Genomic DNA, 18,288 nt, shown 5'->3' with positions numbered 1-18,288 from the left:
AGGATCGTAACTCCGACGAGTTTTCACCAACTTTTGGTCTTTCATTTTGCATCATGTTGAGCAAAAATGTGTCCCGCTTTTCGGAGCCACCTCAATTACCCGCGCTCCGCCACGTTTACCTTTACCTTTTGATTTAATGGATAATCGAATCTTATAAAAGCCTTTGGGAAGTGCCGTTCCAATGAACGGATTATTTTCAAGTTGTTCAAAATCAAGTAGCTCCCCAGCCAACGAAGCGAATTTCCTCCTGAGTCTCTTAGCTTCATTTTCAAAATTCGGCAGGGTCTCGACTTCAAAACTCATAATTCCTTCAAAAACTCCCTTGCAGGGCGAGTTTGCAAACTGCCTTCTTCTACCAGGTCCGTTTGTCTAATCCCTTCTCTGATATTTGCCCTGACCTCTTCGTCGGAGTCCTCTTCAATCTCCTCACTTACCCTAACAAAGGGAAACCTCTTCAAAAGATCACGCAAAAAGTTGAGTTCATTATCCTCTACTTCGACCGTTAGCGTAGCCATAATACTTAGGTTAATTTTAATAAATATAGCTAAATTCTCCCTCACTTCTATCAAAACCCGATCCGCTTCCGTCCGTTCTGTACCGCCGCTCCATTCACATAAGCGCGCAATTCTGCGAGCTCCTTTTCAAAGCCGCCCGACAAAATCGGGAAGCGGCACCAGGAACGCGGGTCGAGGTTCCGGTCGTCGAGATGGAAGGATGGCGCGTAACGCTCCCGCTTCCACTGGTTGCGGCTCCATAGCTTAAAGAAACGTTCTGTCCAGCCGAGAAGCTGCTCCACGCTATAAGTTCCTTTGTAGCGCACATAAAGGTTTTTGTACGATTCCAAAGGCGACTTTTTATCCCTGATAGCCCAGCCTTCCAGGTCATTCAAGAACTCATAAGGCATCAAATCGGCCTCGTCCGTCTGCGTCTGCGCGAGTGGCCGCAGTTCAGCGGTGGGTTGCAGGCTATTTACTTTCTTCAAACCTTCGATCCGGATGTGCTTGCCTTTCACTTCACATCCCACCGTTTCCAGCCAGCGGAGCCATTGGCGCAGGTAATGCTTGTCGATGCCCGCGAGCGGACTAATGCTTCCGGAAGTATCGCCATCCATGGTAGCGTAGCCTACGGCGGCTTCCGATCGGTTAGAAGTAGCTAGCAACAGGTGGTTCGACAAGTTAGTCAGCAACCACACGCCCGGGGCGCGCACCCTCGCCTGAATGTTCTGTAATGCAATATCGTCCTGTTCCCAGGTCAGTTTCCGCCCGATCTGATCTTCGATCAGCCCTTTATAAGTCTCCACGAGCCCATTGATATTCACATTATAAAATGTAGAACCAATGGATTCGGCCAGCGACTGTGCCGATTCCAGCGTGTCGGTAGAGCTGTTTTCAGTTCCCTGGTAAATATTGTGGATCAAAACTCTGGCAAGGTCCTCCTCCGTTTTGGCAGATTGAATATCCTTAATGTAAGACAGTTTCTGCTTGAAGCGGTCCATACCGATACTTTCGTCGGCCAGGCGGATCATCAGCCCGCACAATGCGGTACAAGCACAGGAATCGGCGCCTCCCGAAAGCGATATCGTGAAGCCGTTGGAGCGGCTCTTTCTGAGATAATCAAACAATGCAAGACATTCGGCCCGTGCGAACTCCTCTTCCTTCAATGCACCGCCTTTTTCAAATGGCTCTATTTCCGGAACCTGCGGCAGTACCGGCTCAATGTCCGGGAAGTCGAAGCGGGCTGGAATGCGCCAGGTCCGTTCCTTTGCCGGCACCGCGATCTTGCTTTGTACCTGGCTCAACCGGGTGTATTCCGTATCGATCACCGCCGTTGTGATCACAAAGTCGTCATAGCTGAACCGCGGGCTGGAAGCAAGCAGGTCTCCATTCGAAGCAATCATCGCATCACCATCGTACACAGCCCTACCAGCCTCATTACCGAGGAGGTTGGTATAAATATAACTGCATGAAAACGACCTGGAAGCGTCAACAACCAGTCTTTCGCGCACCATAAACTTGTTGAATGCAAAATGGCTCGCGCTGGGGTTCAGGATAATGTCCACGCCCCGCTCGTAGTGCCGGCGCGCAGGACGGTTGGCCACCCAACCATCTTCACAAATCTCGAATGCGATCTTCACACCGTGTGAACCACCCAGGATCGGGCCCGAAGCCACGTCAAAAATCAGATCACCGATCGGGTAAAACATCTGATTGACCTCAATGCTTTCTACCACGCCGGGCTGCCACGGCCTGAACCACCGAGCTTCATAATGAATGCCATTGTTGGCCAGGTTTTGTTTGCAGTAGAAACCGGCAATCTGCTTATTGGAAATCAGGCAGGCTGCGTTGTACAAACTTCCATTGTGCCTCAGCGGCAGACCCACCGCCACGATCATTCCTGCCGTTTCCTCTGCTATTTCGAGCAGGCAATGCTGGGCTTGTTCCACCATGTCGGGTGCGAAAAAATAGTCATCGCAGCCGTAACCCGAAATACACAATTCGGGCAGGCATAGCAGGCTAACATCCTGCTTGCGGGCTTCCCGGATCGCATCGACGATATTTCGGGTATTGGCCTCCCAGGCCATGGGTGTCTGGTTTACAACTCCGGAAGCAACTTTGATTAATGGCATGGACGGTGATATGTTTTCGATTCGGTATAGCCTTGTGTTAAATCAAGACGGGAAACTTAATAAAAAAATGCCTTTTTCGAACCGCTAAGGTTTTTTCCTATTTTTGTCAACAACTAATTTAAAGAACAGATTCCTCTTGCAGTTCCCCTCATTCATCGCCAAACGGATACGCCATAACGAAGCAGGATCATTTTCTGCCACAGTTTCGCGAATCGGCGTGGCCAGTATCGCCATTGGTGTTGCAGTTGGGATCATCGCTTTTGCGGTGCTGCTCGGCTTCAAGCAAACCATCCAGCAAAAAATATTTCTTTTCAGCGCACATATCAACGTAAATGCATTTTCACAGGGAAACACTTACGAAGAAGCGCCGCTGCCGGCCAAAAATGCGGTGTCGGATATACTGCCAACAATCCCGGAAATCAAGCGTTGGCAAGCCGTAGCGCATAAATCAGGCATTTTGAAAACGCCGGATGAAATTAAAGGGGTAATTCTGAAAGGCGTAGGCAAGGACTACGATTGGGCAACTTTCAAACCGAACCTAAGAGAAGGCAAGCTAATCGGGCGCACCGATTCTTCCTCCATCAAATACGGTTACTCTTCGGAAATCCTGATCAGCCGGAAAATCGCTACGCAAATGCGGCTAAAAACCGGCGATGATGTGATCATGTATTCGCTTCAAAACCCGCCGAGACCTCGTAAGCTCGTCGTTGCCGGTATTTATGAAACCGAGATGGAAGAATTCGACAATAACCTGATTATCGGGGATATTGGTCTTGTGCAGCGGCTGAATGGCTGGGGAGCAGATTCTGTCGGAACTTATGAAATTTACCTCAAAGACTTCCGCAACCTCGACGTGGTCACCCACAAGCTCCGTCGCGAACTCCCGCCGGGATTGTTCCTGCAAAAAGTCACCAGCTTGTTTCCGCAAATCTTCGACTGGCTCGTCCTGCTCGACCGCAATACCGCTGTTTTTCTGGTGCTAATCCTCTTTGTGGCCTGCTTTAACATGATCTCGATACTGCTGGTGATCATTATGGAAAGAACACCGCTCATCGGGTTGCTTAAAACACTCGGAAGCCCAAACCGGCAAATCCGAATGATCTTTTTCCAGGTCGGCCTCGATATGCTCCGCAAGGGAATTGTCATCGGCAATGTGACCGCACTGCTGCTATGCTGGCTGCAATACCAGTTCAAACTGATCCCGCTCGACCCGGTCAATTATTACATGGACACCGTCCCCATTGTATTCGACTGGGGGATTTTCGCGTTGGTCAACGTGGTTGCGGTCATTATCACAGCCGCGATTCTGCTCATTCCAACACTCATCATCACGCGCATTCAGCCGATTAAGGCATTGTTGTTTAAGAAGTAGATTTTCTCGTCAGAAGTTTGGCCAGCAGGCGCAAATCTGCCGAGAAATCCACAGCCGGCAAAAACTGAATAACTCCGAATTTTTTCGCTAACGGATTCAATATCACATTTCTTTCTGATGGTACAATCGCCGATGGCGTGGTGAATGCGATGATTTCGGGATCGGTCAGGATCTGCTCGCCGATCCATTGGGAATAGGAAATATCGTTTGCCCAATTCTTCTTCAACTGCCGATCATCAACGTGAAAAACGAGTTTATCATCGTCAGGAATGTCGATACGGAGCAATGCAAGACGTTCCATCGATTCTCTGAATTCGGCATGGACGTATTTCTCCAATAATGCGAGTGAAAGGTTCTGGCTGGCGTAAATGCAGGGACAACCTACGGGATTCCAGCGCCCGCCAAACAGCTTGGCACCTGAACCCGACAAATCATCAATATACGCCCTCGCAGCAAGGCGGTAGGCAATCATATGTACACACCATGCTCCATGCGCCCAAGTTCATTGCAAATCAGCTTCACACCCCAGAATGAGCGCAGCGTCGAAAAATCCTGCGTTTCCCCAAGAACTTCCCGCGGCGTACGAAGCCATTTTTCGAATGCTTTCGTATCCCCAAAAATTTCCAGGCCAAGGTCCGCCATGTTTTCAAGCTGATACAAATGCTCCGCATAGAGCCCCTCGAAAGGCTTATCTTCTTTCAGATACCGGTGCAGCGTTCGGTCGCTTACATGCAATATCTCCGCCCATTCCAGCTGGGTAAAAAGCAGCTTTGCAGAGAGCGCCTGAAAGCGCTCAACCGGAAACATATCGACGGTTTTGCGGGCCACATACAACACTTCGGGCTCCTCTGCTATCCGCAACGGAGCGACTTCATCGTATTTTTGATACTGTATCGTTTTCATACGTCCGAAATTTGTCAGATTAAGTTACGACTTTTTTCGAATTTATAAATAACAATCCGGTCTTCTACAATCTTTTTACCAACGTGCAGCGTTCAACAAGCCTGCGGCTTTCAGCAAGGTTTCATCATGCTTAGCAAAGCAAAATCTAAGCGTTTTGAAGTCCGTTTCTCGTCCATAGAATGCAGACACGGGTATAGAAGCAACCCCTACCTCTCTGGTGAGCCGCTCAGCTAATGCAAGATCATTTTCGTCTGATAAATTGGCGTAAGAAACGTTCTGAAAAAAGCTGCCTTCGGATGGTTTAAGTACAAAACCAATGTCCTTGATTGCCTCGTTAAACAAATCCCGCTTACGCTGGTAAAATGCAGAGAGCGACAGATAATGCTCAGGTTCGGTCAGGTACTCGGCTACGGCAAATTGGAATGGCGTTACCACGCTGAACACGAGGAATTGATGGATCTTCCGGAACTCGGCAGTTAGGTCGGCCGGCGCCAGGCAATAGCCTAATTTCCAGCCCGTCGTATGAAAAGTTTTGCCGAAGGACCCGCAAACAAAGCTGCGCCCGGCGAGCGAAGGAATGGATGCTACCGAAATGTGCTCGCGTCCGTCAAAGACAATATATTCATAAACCTCATCACTGATCACCACCAGATCGTGCTCCTCCGAGAGCGAGGCCAGTGCCCGTAAATCAGATGCCGCCCATACCTTACCGGTCGGGTTATGCGGTGTATTGATAATAATCGCACGTGTTTTATCGGTAACACGCGATTTTACAAGCTCCCAATCGATAGAATCGTACTGCGGATCGAGCGTTACGAAAACCGGGATGCCGCCGCTAAGTTCAATGGCCGGCACGTAACTGTCGTAGGCAGGTTCGAACACGATTACTTCGTCGCCGGGATGCACTACTGTGCTGATCGCCACGAATAATGCCTCGGTGGCACCGCTGGTGATGGTAATGTCCGTTACAGGATGGTATTCGTAACCGGAGGCCTCAAAAGTCTTCAGTGCGATCGCTTCGCGCAATGGCAATGCACCCGGCATAGGCGCGTACTGGTTTTTACCCGACCGCACATATTTGTCGACCAGCCGCTGCAAGTCAGGTGAACAATCGAATTCCGGGAAACCCTGCGCCAGGTTCAGCGCCTTGTATTCTTCGGCCAGCGCCGACATTTTAGTAAAAATGGTAGTCCCGACGTTGGGAAGCTTCGATTGCAACCTGTTTTTCAATAACATATCCAAAAATCGTATTAAACAAATACCGTGTCAGCGGCGAAACCAAAGATAATGCATGGTTGCCTGGCTGACACGGTATGAATGCCAAATATGTAACTTCTATTGCCGCCCGTCGTAAACCGCTTTCAAAACAGTCTTAGCATCTGGCGTATTATCAAAGTTTTCATCTACAAATGCGTACCCTACCCGGCGGTCGCGACCGAGAACGAACAGCGAAGGCGTAAAAACTTCTTCCGAAATTCCGGCAATGCGGTCCCATATCGGGGAGGTTTCCGAAAACACGCCGTAGGAACGTGCTACATTGTAATTTTTATCATGGTAAATCAGTGCCCCGGCGTCCAGCTTCCTGGCGATGCGCCCGATTTCCTTTTGCGATTCATTGGTCAATATCAGCAGCTGCCCGCCCAAAGCCTCCACCTGCGGCGCAAGCGCTTTCAGAACTTCCAGGTGCTTAGGTGCGTAACTTCCCCAGCAATTGCAATAGAAACTGAGAACAAGCGGCTTGAAACGGACCACATCAAGGACCGACCGTAGTTCGCTGTCCGCAGGCGTACCTGTCAGCGACGTTACCGGAAACCCTTCTTCGTTCCGAAGATAGAATAGCGGCGCCAGTTCATCCTTTTTGGGCGGCTCGATCTGCTCTTCGGCAATCCGTTGTTTAAGTTGTAAGGTGGACACGTTGCCCAGTTCGTCTTCAATTTCGTAGTACATAATGCCAGGGGTCTTCTGATTTCGAAGCTCAAATTTAGCATTAACCTATTTATCCTACAAATTTAATAGACTTATTTTACCACCATTATTTTCTAGTATAAAAAATCAATAACCTCTTATAACATTGATCCAAGAGCCACTGAACGCCATGCGCCACCTCAACCTAACCCTTTCTACTCTATTTTTAATCTTCATTCCATCCCTGCTTTTCGGGCAAATTATCACCTGGAAAGAGATCCATCCGGGTGTATGGAAGGGCACTGCGGGCAAACCGGATGCCTATGATCTGCTGAAAGCCGCCGAAACGAGCGCCTCGCCTGCACTTGCGAAACTATCCAAACAAGAATTTCCGCTCGACAAATCGGCCATTGTATTTCAAGTCAACAATGGCAAATCCTACCTGCGCCTCCCATTGCAGCGGAATGAGCAGCTTTACGGTTTCGGGCTGAATTTCCAGACCATCCACCAGCGCGGCCGCATTATGCAGCTCCACGCCGACCATTACGGCAAGTCGGACAATGGCCGTACGCATGCGCCGGTGCCGTTTTATGTGTCATCGCTGGGCTATGGTGTGTTCGTAAATTCTGCCAAATACATCGATGTGTACGCGGGCTCGGGCGTGCGCAAGGACAGCAAAAATCCGCCGAAAGTGATGGACCGCAACACCGACAAGAATTGGGAAGCGCACCCCTATTCCGACGCCGTCGAAATGCTAATCCCGGCCGAAGGCATTGAAATCTACGTTTTCGCCGGCCCCAAACCCGTCAATGCGATCGAACGTTTCAACCTTCTAAGCGGCGGAGGCAGCCTGCCGCCGCGCTGGGGGCTCGGCTTTACACAGCGCGTTCACCGGCTCTACACGGCCGACCAGGTGAAACAGGAGGCAAAGGCATTTCAAGAAAAGGGCTACCCACTCGATTTTATCGGCCTTGAACCCGGCTGGCAAACCAAATCTTACCCGTGCACATTCGAATGGGACCGCTCCCGTTTCCCGGATCCGGCAGGTTTTGTGAAGGATATGGATCAAATGGGTGTCAAAATCAACCTGTGGACAAACCCGTACGTCTCGCCCGATGCCTCTATTTACAAGGCGATAGCTCCCTACACCGGCTCCCACACAGTTTGGAACGGCATTGTCCCGGATTTATCGATGCCACAAGCACGCAAAATACTGTTCGATCAGTTTGAAAAAGAGCACGTCAAAATAGGCGTCAGCGGGTACAAGATCGATGAAGTGGATGGTTTCGACTCCTACCTCTGGCCGGATGTGGCCACGTTTCCCTCGGGCCGCTCATCCGAGCAAATCCGCCAGACTTACGGGCTGCTCGTTCAGAAACACAGTTTTGAAATGTTCCGCCGCAACAACATGCGTACGTACGGGCTCGTGCGCGCGTCCAACGCGGGCGGGGCGTCATTCCCTTATGTGATCTATAATGACAATTACAGCCACGAAGATTTCATTACCGCGCTGATCAACAGCGGCTATGCGGGCGTATTATGGACGCCGGAGGTGCGCGCCTCGAAAACCGCCGAAGAATGGCTGCGCCGCTTCCAAACGGTCTGTTTCTCGCCCATGGCGATGATCAACGCGTGGTCGAGCAGCATGCAGCCGTGGACATTCCCCGAGGTAGCACCGCAGATCAAGGCATTGGCCGAGCTTCGGATGCGGATGATGCCCTACTGGTACTCCGAATTCGCCAAATACCACTACAACGGCACGCCGCCCTTCCGAGGGATGAATCTCGAAGAAGGCTTTGGAATAAATATGAAGAAGGAAAAAACGCCGACCAACCTCGAAGAAAACCCCTACGAAGAAGCCGTGACCCGAGAGGTGAAGGACCAGTATATGGCAGGCGAATACCTGCTCGTGGCGCCGCTCTTCACCGGCCAGACTTCGCGAAAAGTCATTTTACCCAAAGGCAAATGGTACGATTTCTACACCGGCAAGCTTGCAGGTGACGGCGAAGTAATCACCATCACCCCGGGAATGGATCAGATCCCTGTTTTCGTGAAAGACGGGGGCATTATTCCTATGATGCCGGCCCTGCTCCACGCGCCGCGATCGGGTGCCAAAACGGACATTGAAATCCGGCATTACGGGGAAAAGAATGCCAGTTATAACCTCTACGATGATGATGGCGAGACATTTGCCTACGAAAAAGGAGTATTCTCCTGGCGTACCATTAAAGTGGAACGGCAGGGTGGGCAGTTGAAAGGCAGCATTTCTGCCGCTGAAAACGGCAAGCCGAATACAATCGGTAATGTTACCTGGCGATTTATGACGGAATAGCGCTCACAGCGTCGAGATCAAGATAACCCGAGTTATAATGCCCTTTTTCCAGAGGATTCTTCGCCAGTGCGTCCGCCAGGAATTCCGGATAGACGCGAATCGAATGTAAATCATTCACATCGTGCCAGTGAAATAGTAATTCATCCTGCCCTTCCACACCGACAAAGTCGTCCTGGGAGGGCAGGCCTTTTATTTGCATTTCAAAATAGAAACCTATTTCGTGGTATTTATCGCCGTTGTACAGAAAGAAATTCTCTGAAACCCAAAGCATTTCGCCGGCCCGTGCGTCGAGCCCGGTTTCTTCCTGCATTTCACGCTGCAAAGTGTCTTTTGAAAATTCAAACAACTCACAACGTCCGCCGGGAAGCGTCCAGAAATTGTCGGAAGGAGTTTTATGCAGGAGCACCTTGCCATTCACGACGGCCACACCGGCGACCCTGTAATTGAACAATGCTCCATCAATGCGAAGGCTGATCATCCGTAACGCGTTTTTTTCGCTAAACTACCGTTTTTCCAACAGATGACTCCCGTATCGTCATCACAGTTTTAAGCGAACGCGTTTCGAATAGGTCGTTTTTTTGCGGATGCTCGATCAGCCTGATCAGCAGCTCTACGGCTTGCTGGCCCATTTCCATTGCAGGCTGCATGACGGTCGTCAACGGCGGATTGAGCAAGTTGGCCACGCTGATATTGGTGAAGCCGACGATCGCCACCTCATCCGGCACCCGGACCCCTTTTCTTTGAAATACCGACATACAGCCGGTTGTAAGCCGGTCGCTGGCCGTGAATATGGCGTCCGGCGGCTCGGGCAGTGTAAGCAGTTCCTCTATCGCGGCTTCGTTTTCGGCCTCTATTTTGCCCCCGTAAAGGCAATACTTCACATACGACTCATCGAATGCAATGCCGTAATCTTCCAGTGCTTTTTTATAACCAGCGAGCCGTTCCGTGGTGATCGACAGGTAAATGGGGCTAGTCAAATGCGCAATGCGCCTGCGACCCGAAAGGATCAAATGCTCGGTAGCCTCGTAACTTCCCGTAAAATTGTCGGCTACCACCTTGTGCGTCTCGATGTCATTAGGCACTCGGTCGAGGAATACAATCGGCAGCCCTTTTTCCATCAATTCCTGAAAATGTACCAGATTGGTCGTGAGACTTGCCAAAGAAACCAACAGCCCATCCACTCTTCTGGAAACCAGATAATTCGTATTTGCCACTTCGCGCTCGTAGGAATCATGGCTTTGGAAGATCACCACATGATAACCCAGGTTATAAGCAATAGACTCAATGCCATTGATCAGCTGCGAAAAAAAGTGGTTCGCAATTTCGGGGATAATGACGCCTATCGACTTGCTTTTGCTATCCTTCAAACTGAGCGCAATGGGGTTCGGACGGTAGTTCATCCGCTCGGCATACTCCATCACCAGCTTTTTGGTTTCGGGGTTAATCTCGTAGCTATTTCTCAATGCACGTGAGACCGTCGAGGTCGACAGGTTCAGTGCCTTTGCGATATCCTTGATGGTGATGGTTTCCAATGGAAGAAATTGGTTTATTCCAACTTATTATTCGTTTCAAAACATCCTACCGACCTCTATCCTGTTATGCCGCACTGCCAATTTATCTTAAAATTTACAATCCTCCGGCTCAACTGACAACGTTCCCGATAACGATTGCACAAAAAAAGACAATTCGTTATTTGATTTTTCTGATTATTCAGTCTAACATCGTTTGGTTCGGGTCTATTTATTACCGACGCTAAAATTATCGGATACCCCGAAAAAGACAAATCACAAACCCATTAATGAATACCGTTAATTTATTCGATCTGACCGGTAAAACCGCATTAGTCACCGGCTGCAACCGTGGCATAGGAAAAGCCATGGCCGAGGCGCTAGCCGAAGCCGGGGCGGATATTATAGGTGTCGCGTCTTCGGAGTTTAAGGAAGGCAGCGAAACGACGCTCGCTATCCGGCAGACCGGAAGGAAATTTTACCCTTATCAAGCCGACCTGGGCGACCGTGAAAAGCTTTATCAGTTCATTAACCAGGTAAAAAAAGACCACCCGGTTATCGATATCCTTGTAAACAATGCAGGGATTATCCTTCGCGAACCAGCTGCCGGGCACCCCGATGAGTACTGGGACAAAGTATTGAATATCAATCTCGACGCACCTTTCATCCTCGCCCGCGAGCTGGGCAAAGAAATGATCGCGCGCGGGTCAGGCAAAGTCATTTTTACGGCGTCGCTCCTCACGTTCCAGGGAGGCATTAATGTGCCGGGTTATACTGCTTCGAAAAGCGCGATTGGCGGGCTGGTGAAAGCACTGGCCAACGAATGGGCCGGTAAGGGCGTGAATGTGAACGCTATTGCACCGGGTTACATCAATACCGACAATACCGAAGCATTACGCAACGATCCCGTACGCAGCAAATCCATCCTCGACCGCATTCCGGCCGCGCGCTGGGGACTGCCCGAAGACTTTAAAGGCCCGATCTTGTTCCTCGCTTCGGAAGCAGCGAGTTATGTGCATGGAACCACATTAACCGTCGATGGCGGCTGGATGGGTCGCTAGTAAACCTATTAATCAACAGAAAATCAACAAGTTGCCGCCTCATATGCAAATCAGATTTGAAAGCAGCCGGAAAGAAGTAGCGCAAATGGATACCGACACCCTGCGCGACAATTTCCTAGTCAAAGATATTTTCCGGGATGGCGAAGTCCATTTCGTATACAGTCACTACGACCGCGTGATCATCGGCGGCGCCATTCCGCTCGAAACTCCGCTGGCAATCCCGGTTTTCGATGCATTAAAAGCCTCTTATTTCCTCGAAAGGCGTGAAATAGGCATTATCAATATCGGCGGCGACGGCGAGGTGCTTGCCGACGGCGAACGTTTCGCGATCAGCAAGCTGGGTTGTGTGTATGTAGGGAAAGGTACAAAAGAGGTGCTGCTAATCAGTAAAAACCCTTCTGAACCTGCCGCTTACTACCTGCTATCTTCCCCCGCGCACCAAACTCACCCCACCCGGTTGTTCACTAAAGAAGACGCCACACCGGCCACAGTAGGCAGTATGGAAACTTCGAACCACCGCACCATTTACAAATACATTCATTTGGAGGGCATTCAAAGCTGCCAGTTGGTTATGGGGCTTACGGTACTGCAAACGGGCAGCGTTTGGAATACCATGCCTTCACACGTGCACGACCGGCGCATGGAAGCGTATTGCTATTTTGATGTGCCTGAAAATCAGCGGGTACTGCATTTAATGGGCGAACCTTCGGAAACACGGCATTTGTGGGTGGCCAACCGGCAGGCGGTGATCTCGCCGCCCTGGTCGATCCACTCGGGCTGCGGCACTTCCAACTACGCGTTCATTTGGGGAATGGCGGGCGAAAACAAGGATTATACAGACATGGACCCGGTACTAATCGGCGATCTCAGATAATGGAAGCATTCAAACAAAAAGAGTTCGTCGGTGACAGCGAAATCGCCTGGGAAGACCTCGGAGGCGGTTTGAAACGCAAGATCATGGCCTACGACGACAACCTGATGATGGTGAAAGTTGCATTTGAAAAAGGCGGAATCGGTACGCTGCACAGCCATTTTCATACTCAAATGAGCTACGTCGAAAGCGGCGAGTTCGAGATTACGATCGGAGAGCGGAAGCAGGTTTTGCGTCAGGGCGATGTGTACTACATCCCGCCGCACGTCATACATGGCGCATTATGTCTTTCGGCTGGTATGCTGGTCGATATTTTCACGCCCATGCGCGAGGACTTTGTGCGTATTTCAAAGGTTTAACCAGTTCCAAATGGCCCTTACTCTACCCCGTTTCCGTAAAATTCCCCTCTGGATCGTCTGCTTTACGACAGTATCGTCGTTTGCACAGGAATTGCCGCTATCCCGGCAAATGGCCGATTCTTTCATGGCTAACCATAAAGATTCGATCCTCGTCGGAAAAAACACGGCCACCAAGTGGGACTACGAGCAGGGATTAATGCTGAAAGCCATCGAAAAAGTGTGGTACCGGACCGGCGAAGGCAAGTATTTCGAATACATCCGCAAGGACATCGATCAGTATGTACGCGCCGACGGCAGCATCCGCACTTACCACGCCGACGAATTCAACATCGACAACATCCCGCCGGGCCGTGCATTGCTGACCTTGTACCGGCAGTCGCAACCCGACAAAGAGAAATACAAAAAAGCCGCCGACCTGCTTTGGAAGCAACTCGAAGAACAGCCACGCACCAAAGAAGGTGGCTACTGGCACAAAAAGCGCTATCCTAACCAAATGTGGCTCGACGGGCTGTTCATGGGCGAGCCTTTTGCCGCCGAGTACAGTGCTATTTTCCATCATCCCGAGCATTTCGACGACATTGTGAAGCAATTCGCATTGATTGAAAAATATGCCGTCGATGAAAAAACGGGACTCGTTTACCACGCTTACGACGAAAGCCGCGAGCAGAAATGGGCCGATAAAACGACCGGTCGCTCACCTAGCTTCTGGGCGCGGGCTATTGGCTGGTATGCCATCGCTCTTGTGGATGTGCTCGATTATCTGCCGGCGCAACATCCCGGCAGGGCACAACTCATTGGCTATTTGCAAAGACTTGCGCCTGTTTTAGCCAAATATCAGGATCCCAAATCCGGCGCATGGCACCAGGTGATCGATCAGGGCAAGCGTGCCGGGAACTACCTTGAAGCTTCCGCCTCGTGCATGTTCGTATATGCGCTCGCGAAAGGTGCGCGCCTGGGCTACATTCCTGAGAAATTTGCCGCCAATGCCCAAAAGGGCTACCAGGGGATCCTTCAAAATTTTGTGGAAAAAGAAGCGAACGGCACATTGAGTTTAAACAAAACCGTGAGTGTAGGCGGCCTCGGCGGCACGCCTTACCGTGACGGTACTTTCGAATACTACCTCAGTGAACCCGTTCGCAAAAACGATCTGAAAGGTATCGGCCCATTCATTTTTGCGAGTGTTGAAATGGAGATTATAGCAGAGAATGCGGTTGGTAAAGGTAAAACAGTTGGTTTGGATTACTATTTCAACCACGAAACGCGGAAAGACCTGACCGGCACGCCAGAGCAGTTTCACTACACCTGGGAGGACAGAATGCATTCCGGTTTCTGGCTCTGGGGCAATACCTTCCGGGAATTGGGCGCCCAAACTGCCTCGGTATCCACACCGCCGACCATCGCTAACCTGAAAGGCATTGACATTTACATCATCGTGGACCCGGATACTAAAAAGGAAACGCCGGAACCGCACTTCATCGACGACAAATCTATTTCTGAGATTGAAAAATGGGTAAAAGCGGGCGGCGTGCTGGTACTCATGGCCAATGACACCGCCAATTGCGAAATCCCGCATTTCAACAGGCTCGCAGCAAAATTCGGCATTCAGTTTACCGCCAAAAACCGGAATATGGTGCAGGGCACGCAATTCGAGCAAGGCAGGCTGATGATCCCCACCGAAGCGAGGGCTGTTTTTCCTCACACAGAAAAAATTTACATCAAAGAACTGTCGCCGCTCGCCCTCACGTCACCGGCAAAAGCATTGCTGACCGACCAGGGCGACGTCATTTTCGGGATTTCCAAATATGGTAAGGGAACTGTGTTCGCCGTGGGCGATCCGTGGCTTTACAATGAATATGTTGACGGGAGGAGGATCGATACCAGCTTCGAGAATTTCGAGGCGGGCAAGGACCTCGCCGGTTGGTTGTTGAAACAGGTTGTTAAAAAGTAAATCTCACTGCTATGGGCTATCTCTTCCGCGAAAACCTTCGCCAGCTCAGAAGTCAGCCCGGCGTGGTCGTGGCCGATGATTCCGTGTTCCAGTTGCCGGAAAAAGTGCTGCAATTCGGCACCGGTGCATTTCTCCGCGGCCTGGCCGATTATTTTATCGACAAAGCCAACCGCCAGGGCGTTTTCAACGGCCGGATTGTAGTCGTAAAATCGACCGATCAGGGCGACACCAAGGCATTTGAACGACAGGATAACCTTTACACCATTTGCTCCCGAGGGATTCAGGATGGCGAAGCGAAAGAGGAGAATATCATTTCTTCGGCCATTAGCCGCGTGCTTTCCGCCAAAACGCAATGGTCGCTCGTGCTGGATCTGGCCAAAAACCCGGCGGTTAGCATTGTGATATCTAACACCACGGAAACCGGCATTCAGCTCGTCCAGGACGACATTTACCAATGGCCACCCGTGTCGTTCCCGGGCAAGCTGCTGGCGTTTCTGTATGCACGATACGTAGCATTCGGCGGTAATCCCAATTTTGGAGTAGTAATTATTCCAACAGAACTGATCGCCGACAATGGGAAGAAGCTTGAATCCATTATCCTCGAACTCGCCCACCGCAATGGCTTGGAAGGCGCTTTCATCGACTGGATCGAACAATCCAATTTCTTCTGCAACTCACTCGTCGACCGCATTGTACCTGGAAAACCCGACGAGATACGCCTGAAAGAGCTCGAAGAAGAACTCGGCTACCGCGATGAGCTGCTCATCACGACCGAGCATTACCATTTGTGGGCCATCGAAGGTGACGAGCGTATCCGCCGGAAAATCGGCTTTTACGGCATTGATGAAGGCCTGATTATCGAGCCGGACATCGAACAGTACCGCGAACTGAAACTACGGCTACTGAATGGTCCTCACACGCTGGGGGGCGGGCTCGCCCATTTGTGCGGCTTCAAAACCGTGGTGGAAGCCATGAGCGACCCGTTCTTTTCGACATTCATTACGCATTTAATGGAAAGCGAAATCGCGACGGCGATTCCGTACAACGTCCGTCCGGATGTAGCCCTGGCATTCAGCCGACAGGTCGCCGACCGTTTCCGCAACCCGCATATTTTGCACAAATGGCTCAATATCAACCAAAATTACTCCGCCAAAATCCTGTCGAGGGTCATTCCCACCTATTTGAATTATGAGACAAAAAACGGCTACCTACCCGAATACATGACTTTCGGACTCGCGGTTTATATCTACTTCATGAAAGCCGTGAAGAAAGAAGGCGACAATTACTACGGCCGCCTCGACGGCACTCCCTACCTGATTCAGGACCCGAAAGCGCCGTTCTTTTATCAGAAATGGCAAATGGCTTCGCTACCCGACATGGTGCAGGCGATATTGAAAGAACAGTCGATCTGGGGCCGGGATCTGAATAAAATCGATTCTGTACACAGTTCCATCGTCAGATATCTCCAATCCATTGCACAAAACGGTATTACTGAAACACTTAAAACGCTTTTAGAAAGAACGGAATATGCTTTCTCGCAATCCTGAACCCGCGGAACTCCAAACGGAGGTCAAAAAGACCAGCTATCGCTGGCGCGTAGTAGCGCTCCTGTTCTGCGCAACCACCATCAACTACCTCGATCGCCAGGTGCTCGGTTTGCTCAAACCGACGCTTGAAGCCGATTTCGGATGGACGGAATCTGATTTCAGCCACATTGTTATGGCATTTCAGGCTGCATATGCATTTTCACTGATTGGTTTCGGGGCTATTATCGATAAAATAGGCACCAAAATCGGTTACGTGATTTCCGTAGTCGTGTGGAGCATCGCCGCCATGCTGCATGCCGTCGCGACGGGCACATTTAGTTTCGGGTTCATGCGTGCCATTCTCGGACTCGGCGAGGCCGGCAACTTTCCGGTGGCGATCAAGGCCACTGCCGAATGGTTTCCTAAGAAAGAGCGGGCATTGGCGACAGGCATTTTTAATTCCGGCGCTAATATCGGTGCGGTTGTGGCACCCATTATGGTTCCGTGGATTTTGGGCGCATACGGCTGGCAGGAAGCATTTCTGATCACGGGTGCATTGGGTTTTGTGTGGCTGATATTCTGGTGGCGCTTTTACGAACTTCCCGCGAAACAAAGCCGCATCAATAAGGCTGAATACGACTACATTCACAGTGACAACGAAGCCGATACAAGCAACGAAGCGCCGGTAAAGTGGCTCCAACTCTTCAAAATCCGGCAGACCTGGGCATTTGTTTTTGGTAAAATGCTCACCGATCCGATCTGGTGGTTCTTCCTCTACTGGCTGCCTTCCTATTTCGCGGAAGCATTCAAGCTGAATCTTTCCAAACCGAGCCCGGAACTCGTGATCGTGTACACGGCAACCACGGTAGGCAGTATCGGCGGCGGGTATTTGTCAGGCTATTTTATCAAAAAAGGCTGGCCTGTTTTCCGCGCGAGGAAGACTTCGATGCTCATTTTCGCGTTCCTGGTAATGCCCATTATGGCGGCTCAGTACACGACCAACATTTGGCAGGCGGTGGTGTTGATTAGTCTTGCGGCAGCAGCACATCAGGCGTGGAGTGCAAATATTTTCACAACGGCGTCGGATATGTTTCCTAAAAAGGCTGTAAGTTCGGTTGTCGGTATCGGTGGCATGGCCGGATCAGTAGGAGGCATCCTCTTTCCTCTTTTGGTAGGGATCATTCTCGACAACTACAAGGCTGCCGGGAACATCGGCGGCGGGTACAACGTCATTTTCATCATCTGCGGGTTCGCATACCTGCTCGCGTGGGGAGTAATGCATGTTTTCTCGCCGAAAATGGAACGGGTGGATATATAGTACTTCGGCTTTCGGCCGTCGGCTATCATACCTGATCATTTTTGAAAAGCAAACAAAAGCCGACTGCCGAAGTCTGACAGCCGACTGCCGACGTCAAATCCTAATTCCTTATTAATCAAATGAAAAAAACATTTTTGCTTCTTGCGTTCCTTTTGATAGGCAATGCATTTGTTTTTGCTCAAAGCGCCGATGAAAAAGCCGTTGCCGCAACTGTTGAAAAGCTCAAAACCGCCATCATCAGCGCTAATGAGGCCGATCTGAAAAAACTGACCTCTCCTGCTCTCTCCTATGGCCATTCCAATGGTTTGCTGGAAGATCAAAAGGAGTTCATCCGTGCCCTCGTGAGCGAAGAATCGAAATTCACTAAAATCGATCTGAGTGACCAAACTATTTCTATTTCAGGAGATGTTGCATTGGTCCGTCACAAGCTGTTTGGCGATACGCACAATAAGGGAAAAGATCCCGCCCAGGTGAAACTAGGGGTACTAATGGTATTCCAAAAAGTAAAAGGAAGCTGGGTGCTCCTCGGCCGCCAGGCATTCAAACTGGTTTAGAATCG

The 18,288-nt window shown here is 50.4% G+C and carries 18 protein-coding genes; 9 read left to right on the top strand and 9 right to left on the bottom strand.

What is annotated here, in order from left to right; translation table 11 throughout:
• Positions 1-51: 51 nt before the first annotated feature.
• The 3 genes from J2Y43_RS28025 to nadE are packed head-to-tail and all read right to left on the bottom strand — an operon-like array spanning position 52 to position 2,626.
• Positions 52-303, bottom strand: coding sequence for a hypothetical protein (locus J2Y43_RS28025; protein WP_309988978.1), 252 nt, complete (start codon positions 301-303; stop codon positions 52-54).
• Positions 300-515 (bottom strand): hypothetical protein, encoded by a 216-nt coding sequence (locus J2Y43_RS28020; protein WP_309988981.1) that lies wholly within the window; start codon positions 513-515, stop codon positions 300-302. Before J2Y43_RS28020 ends, J2Y43_RS28025 begins: the two co-directional genes overlap by 4 nt.
• A 50-nt stretch (positions 516-565) precedes the next feature.
• The gene (nadE, locus tag J2Y43_RS28015) at positions 566-2,626 is read right to left on the bottom strand and encodes an NAD(+) synthase (protein WP_309988984.1); all 2,061 of its coding nucleotides are present in this window, start codon (positions 2,624-2,626) and stop codon (positions 566-568) included.
• A 136-nt stretch (positions 2,627-2,762) separates the two neighbouring features.
• On the opposite strand from nadE, the gene J2Y43_RS28010 reads away from it, so the two are divergent.
• Positions 2,763-3,998 (top strand): FtsX-like permease family protein, encoded by a 1,236-nt coding sequence (locus J2Y43_RS28010; protein WP_309988987.1) that lies wholly within the window; start codon positions 2,763-2,765, stop codon positions 3,996-3,998.
• Here J2Y43_RS28010 and J2Y43_RS28005 read toward each other — a convergent pair.
• From J2Y43_RS28005 to J2Y43_RS27990, 4 genes are all read right to left on the bottom strand, one after another.
• Complete coding sequence (locus J2Y43_RS28005; protein WP_309988990.1) at positions 3,988-4,470, bottom strand: RES family NAD+ phosphorylase; 483 nt, start codon at positions 4,468-4,470, stop codon at positions 3,988-3,990. The genes J2Y43_RS28010 and J2Y43_RS28005 overlap by 11 nt on opposite strands.
• Positions 4,467-4,901 (bottom strand): antitoxin Xre/MbcA/ParS toxin-binding domain-containing protein, encoded by a 435-nt coding sequence (locus J2Y43_RS28000; RefSeq protein WP_309988993.1) that lies wholly within the window; start codon positions 4,899-4,901, stop codon positions 4,467-4,469. Before J2Y43_RS28000 ends, J2Y43_RS28005 begins: the two co-directional genes overlap by 4 nt.
• 75 nt (positions 4,902-4,976) lie before the next feature.
• Positions 4,977-6,137 carry a methionine aminotransferase gene (locus tag J2Y43_RS27995; protein WP_309988996.1) on the bottom strand — a complete coding sequence of 387 codons (1,161 nt, stop codon included), beginning with the start codon at positions 6,135-6,137 and terminating at the stop codon, positions 4,977-4,979.
• A 99-nt stretch (positions 6,138-6,236) separates the two neighbouring features.
• Positions 6,237-6,848, bottom strand: a complete 612-nt coding sequence (locus tag J2Y43_RS27990; protein ID WP_309989000.1) for a redoxin domain-containing protein — start codon at positions 6,846-6,848, stop codon at positions 6,237-6,239.
• A gap of 148 nt (positions 6,849-6,996) precedes the next feature.
• Here J2Y43_RS27990 and J2Y43_RS27985 point away from each other — a divergent pair, with 148 nt between their 5' ends.
• Positions 6,997-9,138 (top strand): TIM-barrel domain-containing protein, encoded by a 2,142-nt coding sequence (locus J2Y43_RS27985; protein WP_409014503.1) that lies wholly within the window; start codon positions 6,997-6,999, stop codon positions 9,136-9,138.
• On the opposite strand, the gene J2Y43_RS27980 is transcribed toward J2Y43_RS27985, so the two are convergent.
• Positions 9,125-9,616 (bottom strand): NUDIX hydrolase, encoded by a 492-nt coding sequence (locus J2Y43_RS27980; RefSeq protein ID WP_309989007.1) that lies wholly within the window; start codon positions 9,614-9,616, stop codon positions 9,125-9,127. The two genes, J2Y43_RS27985 and J2Y43_RS27980, sit on opposite strands and share 14 nt — an antisense overlap.
• Before the next feature lie 19 nt (positions 9,617-9,635).
• On the bottom strand, positions 9,636-10,670 hold the full coding sequence (locus tag J2Y43_RS27975) for a LacI family DNA-binding transcriptional regulator (protein WP_309989010.1): 1,035 nt from the start codon (positions 10,668-10,670) through the stop codon (positions 9,636-9,638).
• A gap of 266 nt (positions 10,671-10,936) precedes the next feature.
• Here J2Y43_RS27975 and J2Y43_RS27970 point away from each other — a divergent pair, with 266 nt between their 5' ends.
• From J2Y43_RS27970 to J2Y43_RS27940, 7 genes are all read left to right on the top strand, one after another.
• Complete coding sequence (locus tag J2Y43_RS27970; RefSeq protein WP_309989013.1) at positions 10,937-11,707, top strand: SDR family NAD(P)-dependent oxidoreductase; 771 nt, start codon at positions 10,937-10,939, stop codon at positions 11,705-11,707.
• Positions 11,708-11,750: 43 nt separating this feature from the next.
• Positions 11,751-12,581 carry a 5-dehydro-4-deoxy-D-glucuronate isomerase gene (kduI, locus tag J2Y43_RS27965; RefSeq protein ID WP_309989017.1) on the top strand — a complete coding sequence of 277 codons (831 nt, stop codon included), beginning with the start codon at positions 11,751-11,753 and terminating at the stop codon, positions 12,579-12,581.
• Positions 12,581-12,937 (top strand): cupin domain-containing protein, encoded by a 357-nt coding sequence (locus tag J2Y43_RS27960; protein ID WP_309989020.1) that lies wholly within the window; start codon positions 12,581-12,583, stop codon positions 12,935-12,937. Before kduI ends, J2Y43_RS27960 begins: the two co-directional genes overlap by 1 nt.
• 10 nt (positions 12,938-12,947) lie before the next feature.
• The gene (locus J2Y43_RS27955) at positions 12,948-14,885 is read left to right on the top strand and encodes a glycoside hydrolase family 88 protein (RefSeq protein ID WP_309989023.1); all 1,938 of its coding nucleotides are present in this window, start codon (positions 12,948-12,950) and stop codon (positions 14,883-14,885) included.
• A gap of 11 nt (positions 14,886-14,896) precedes the next feature.
• On the top strand, positions 14,897-16,432 hold the full coding sequence (locus tag J2Y43_RS27950; protein WP_309989026.1) for a tagaturonate reductase: 1,536 nt from the start codon (positions 14,897-14,899) through the stop codon (positions 16,430-16,432).
• Positions 16,413-17,729, top strand: coding sequence for an MFS transporter (locus J2Y43_RS27945; protein WP_309989029.1), 1,317 nt, complete (start codon positions 16,413-16,415; stop codon positions 17,727-17,729). The genes J2Y43_RS27950 and J2Y43_RS27945 overlap by 20 nt, the downstream gene beginning before the upstream one ends.
• Positions 17,730-17,848: 119 nt before the next feature.
• On the top strand, positions 17,849-18,283 hold the full coding sequence (locus tag J2Y43_RS27940) for a nuclear transport factor 2 family protein (RefSeq protein ID WP_309989033.1): 435 nt from the start codon (positions 17,849-17,851) through the stop codon (positions 18,281-18,283).
• Positions 18,284-18,288 lie beyond the last annotated feature (5 nt).

This window comes from Dyadobacter sp. BE31 (genome assembly GCF_031457695.1).
GTDB lineage: Bacteria > Bacteroidota > Bacteroidia > Cytophagales > Spirosomataceae > Dyadobacter.
This window is presented reverse-complemented; position numbering and strand designations above follow the sequence as displayed.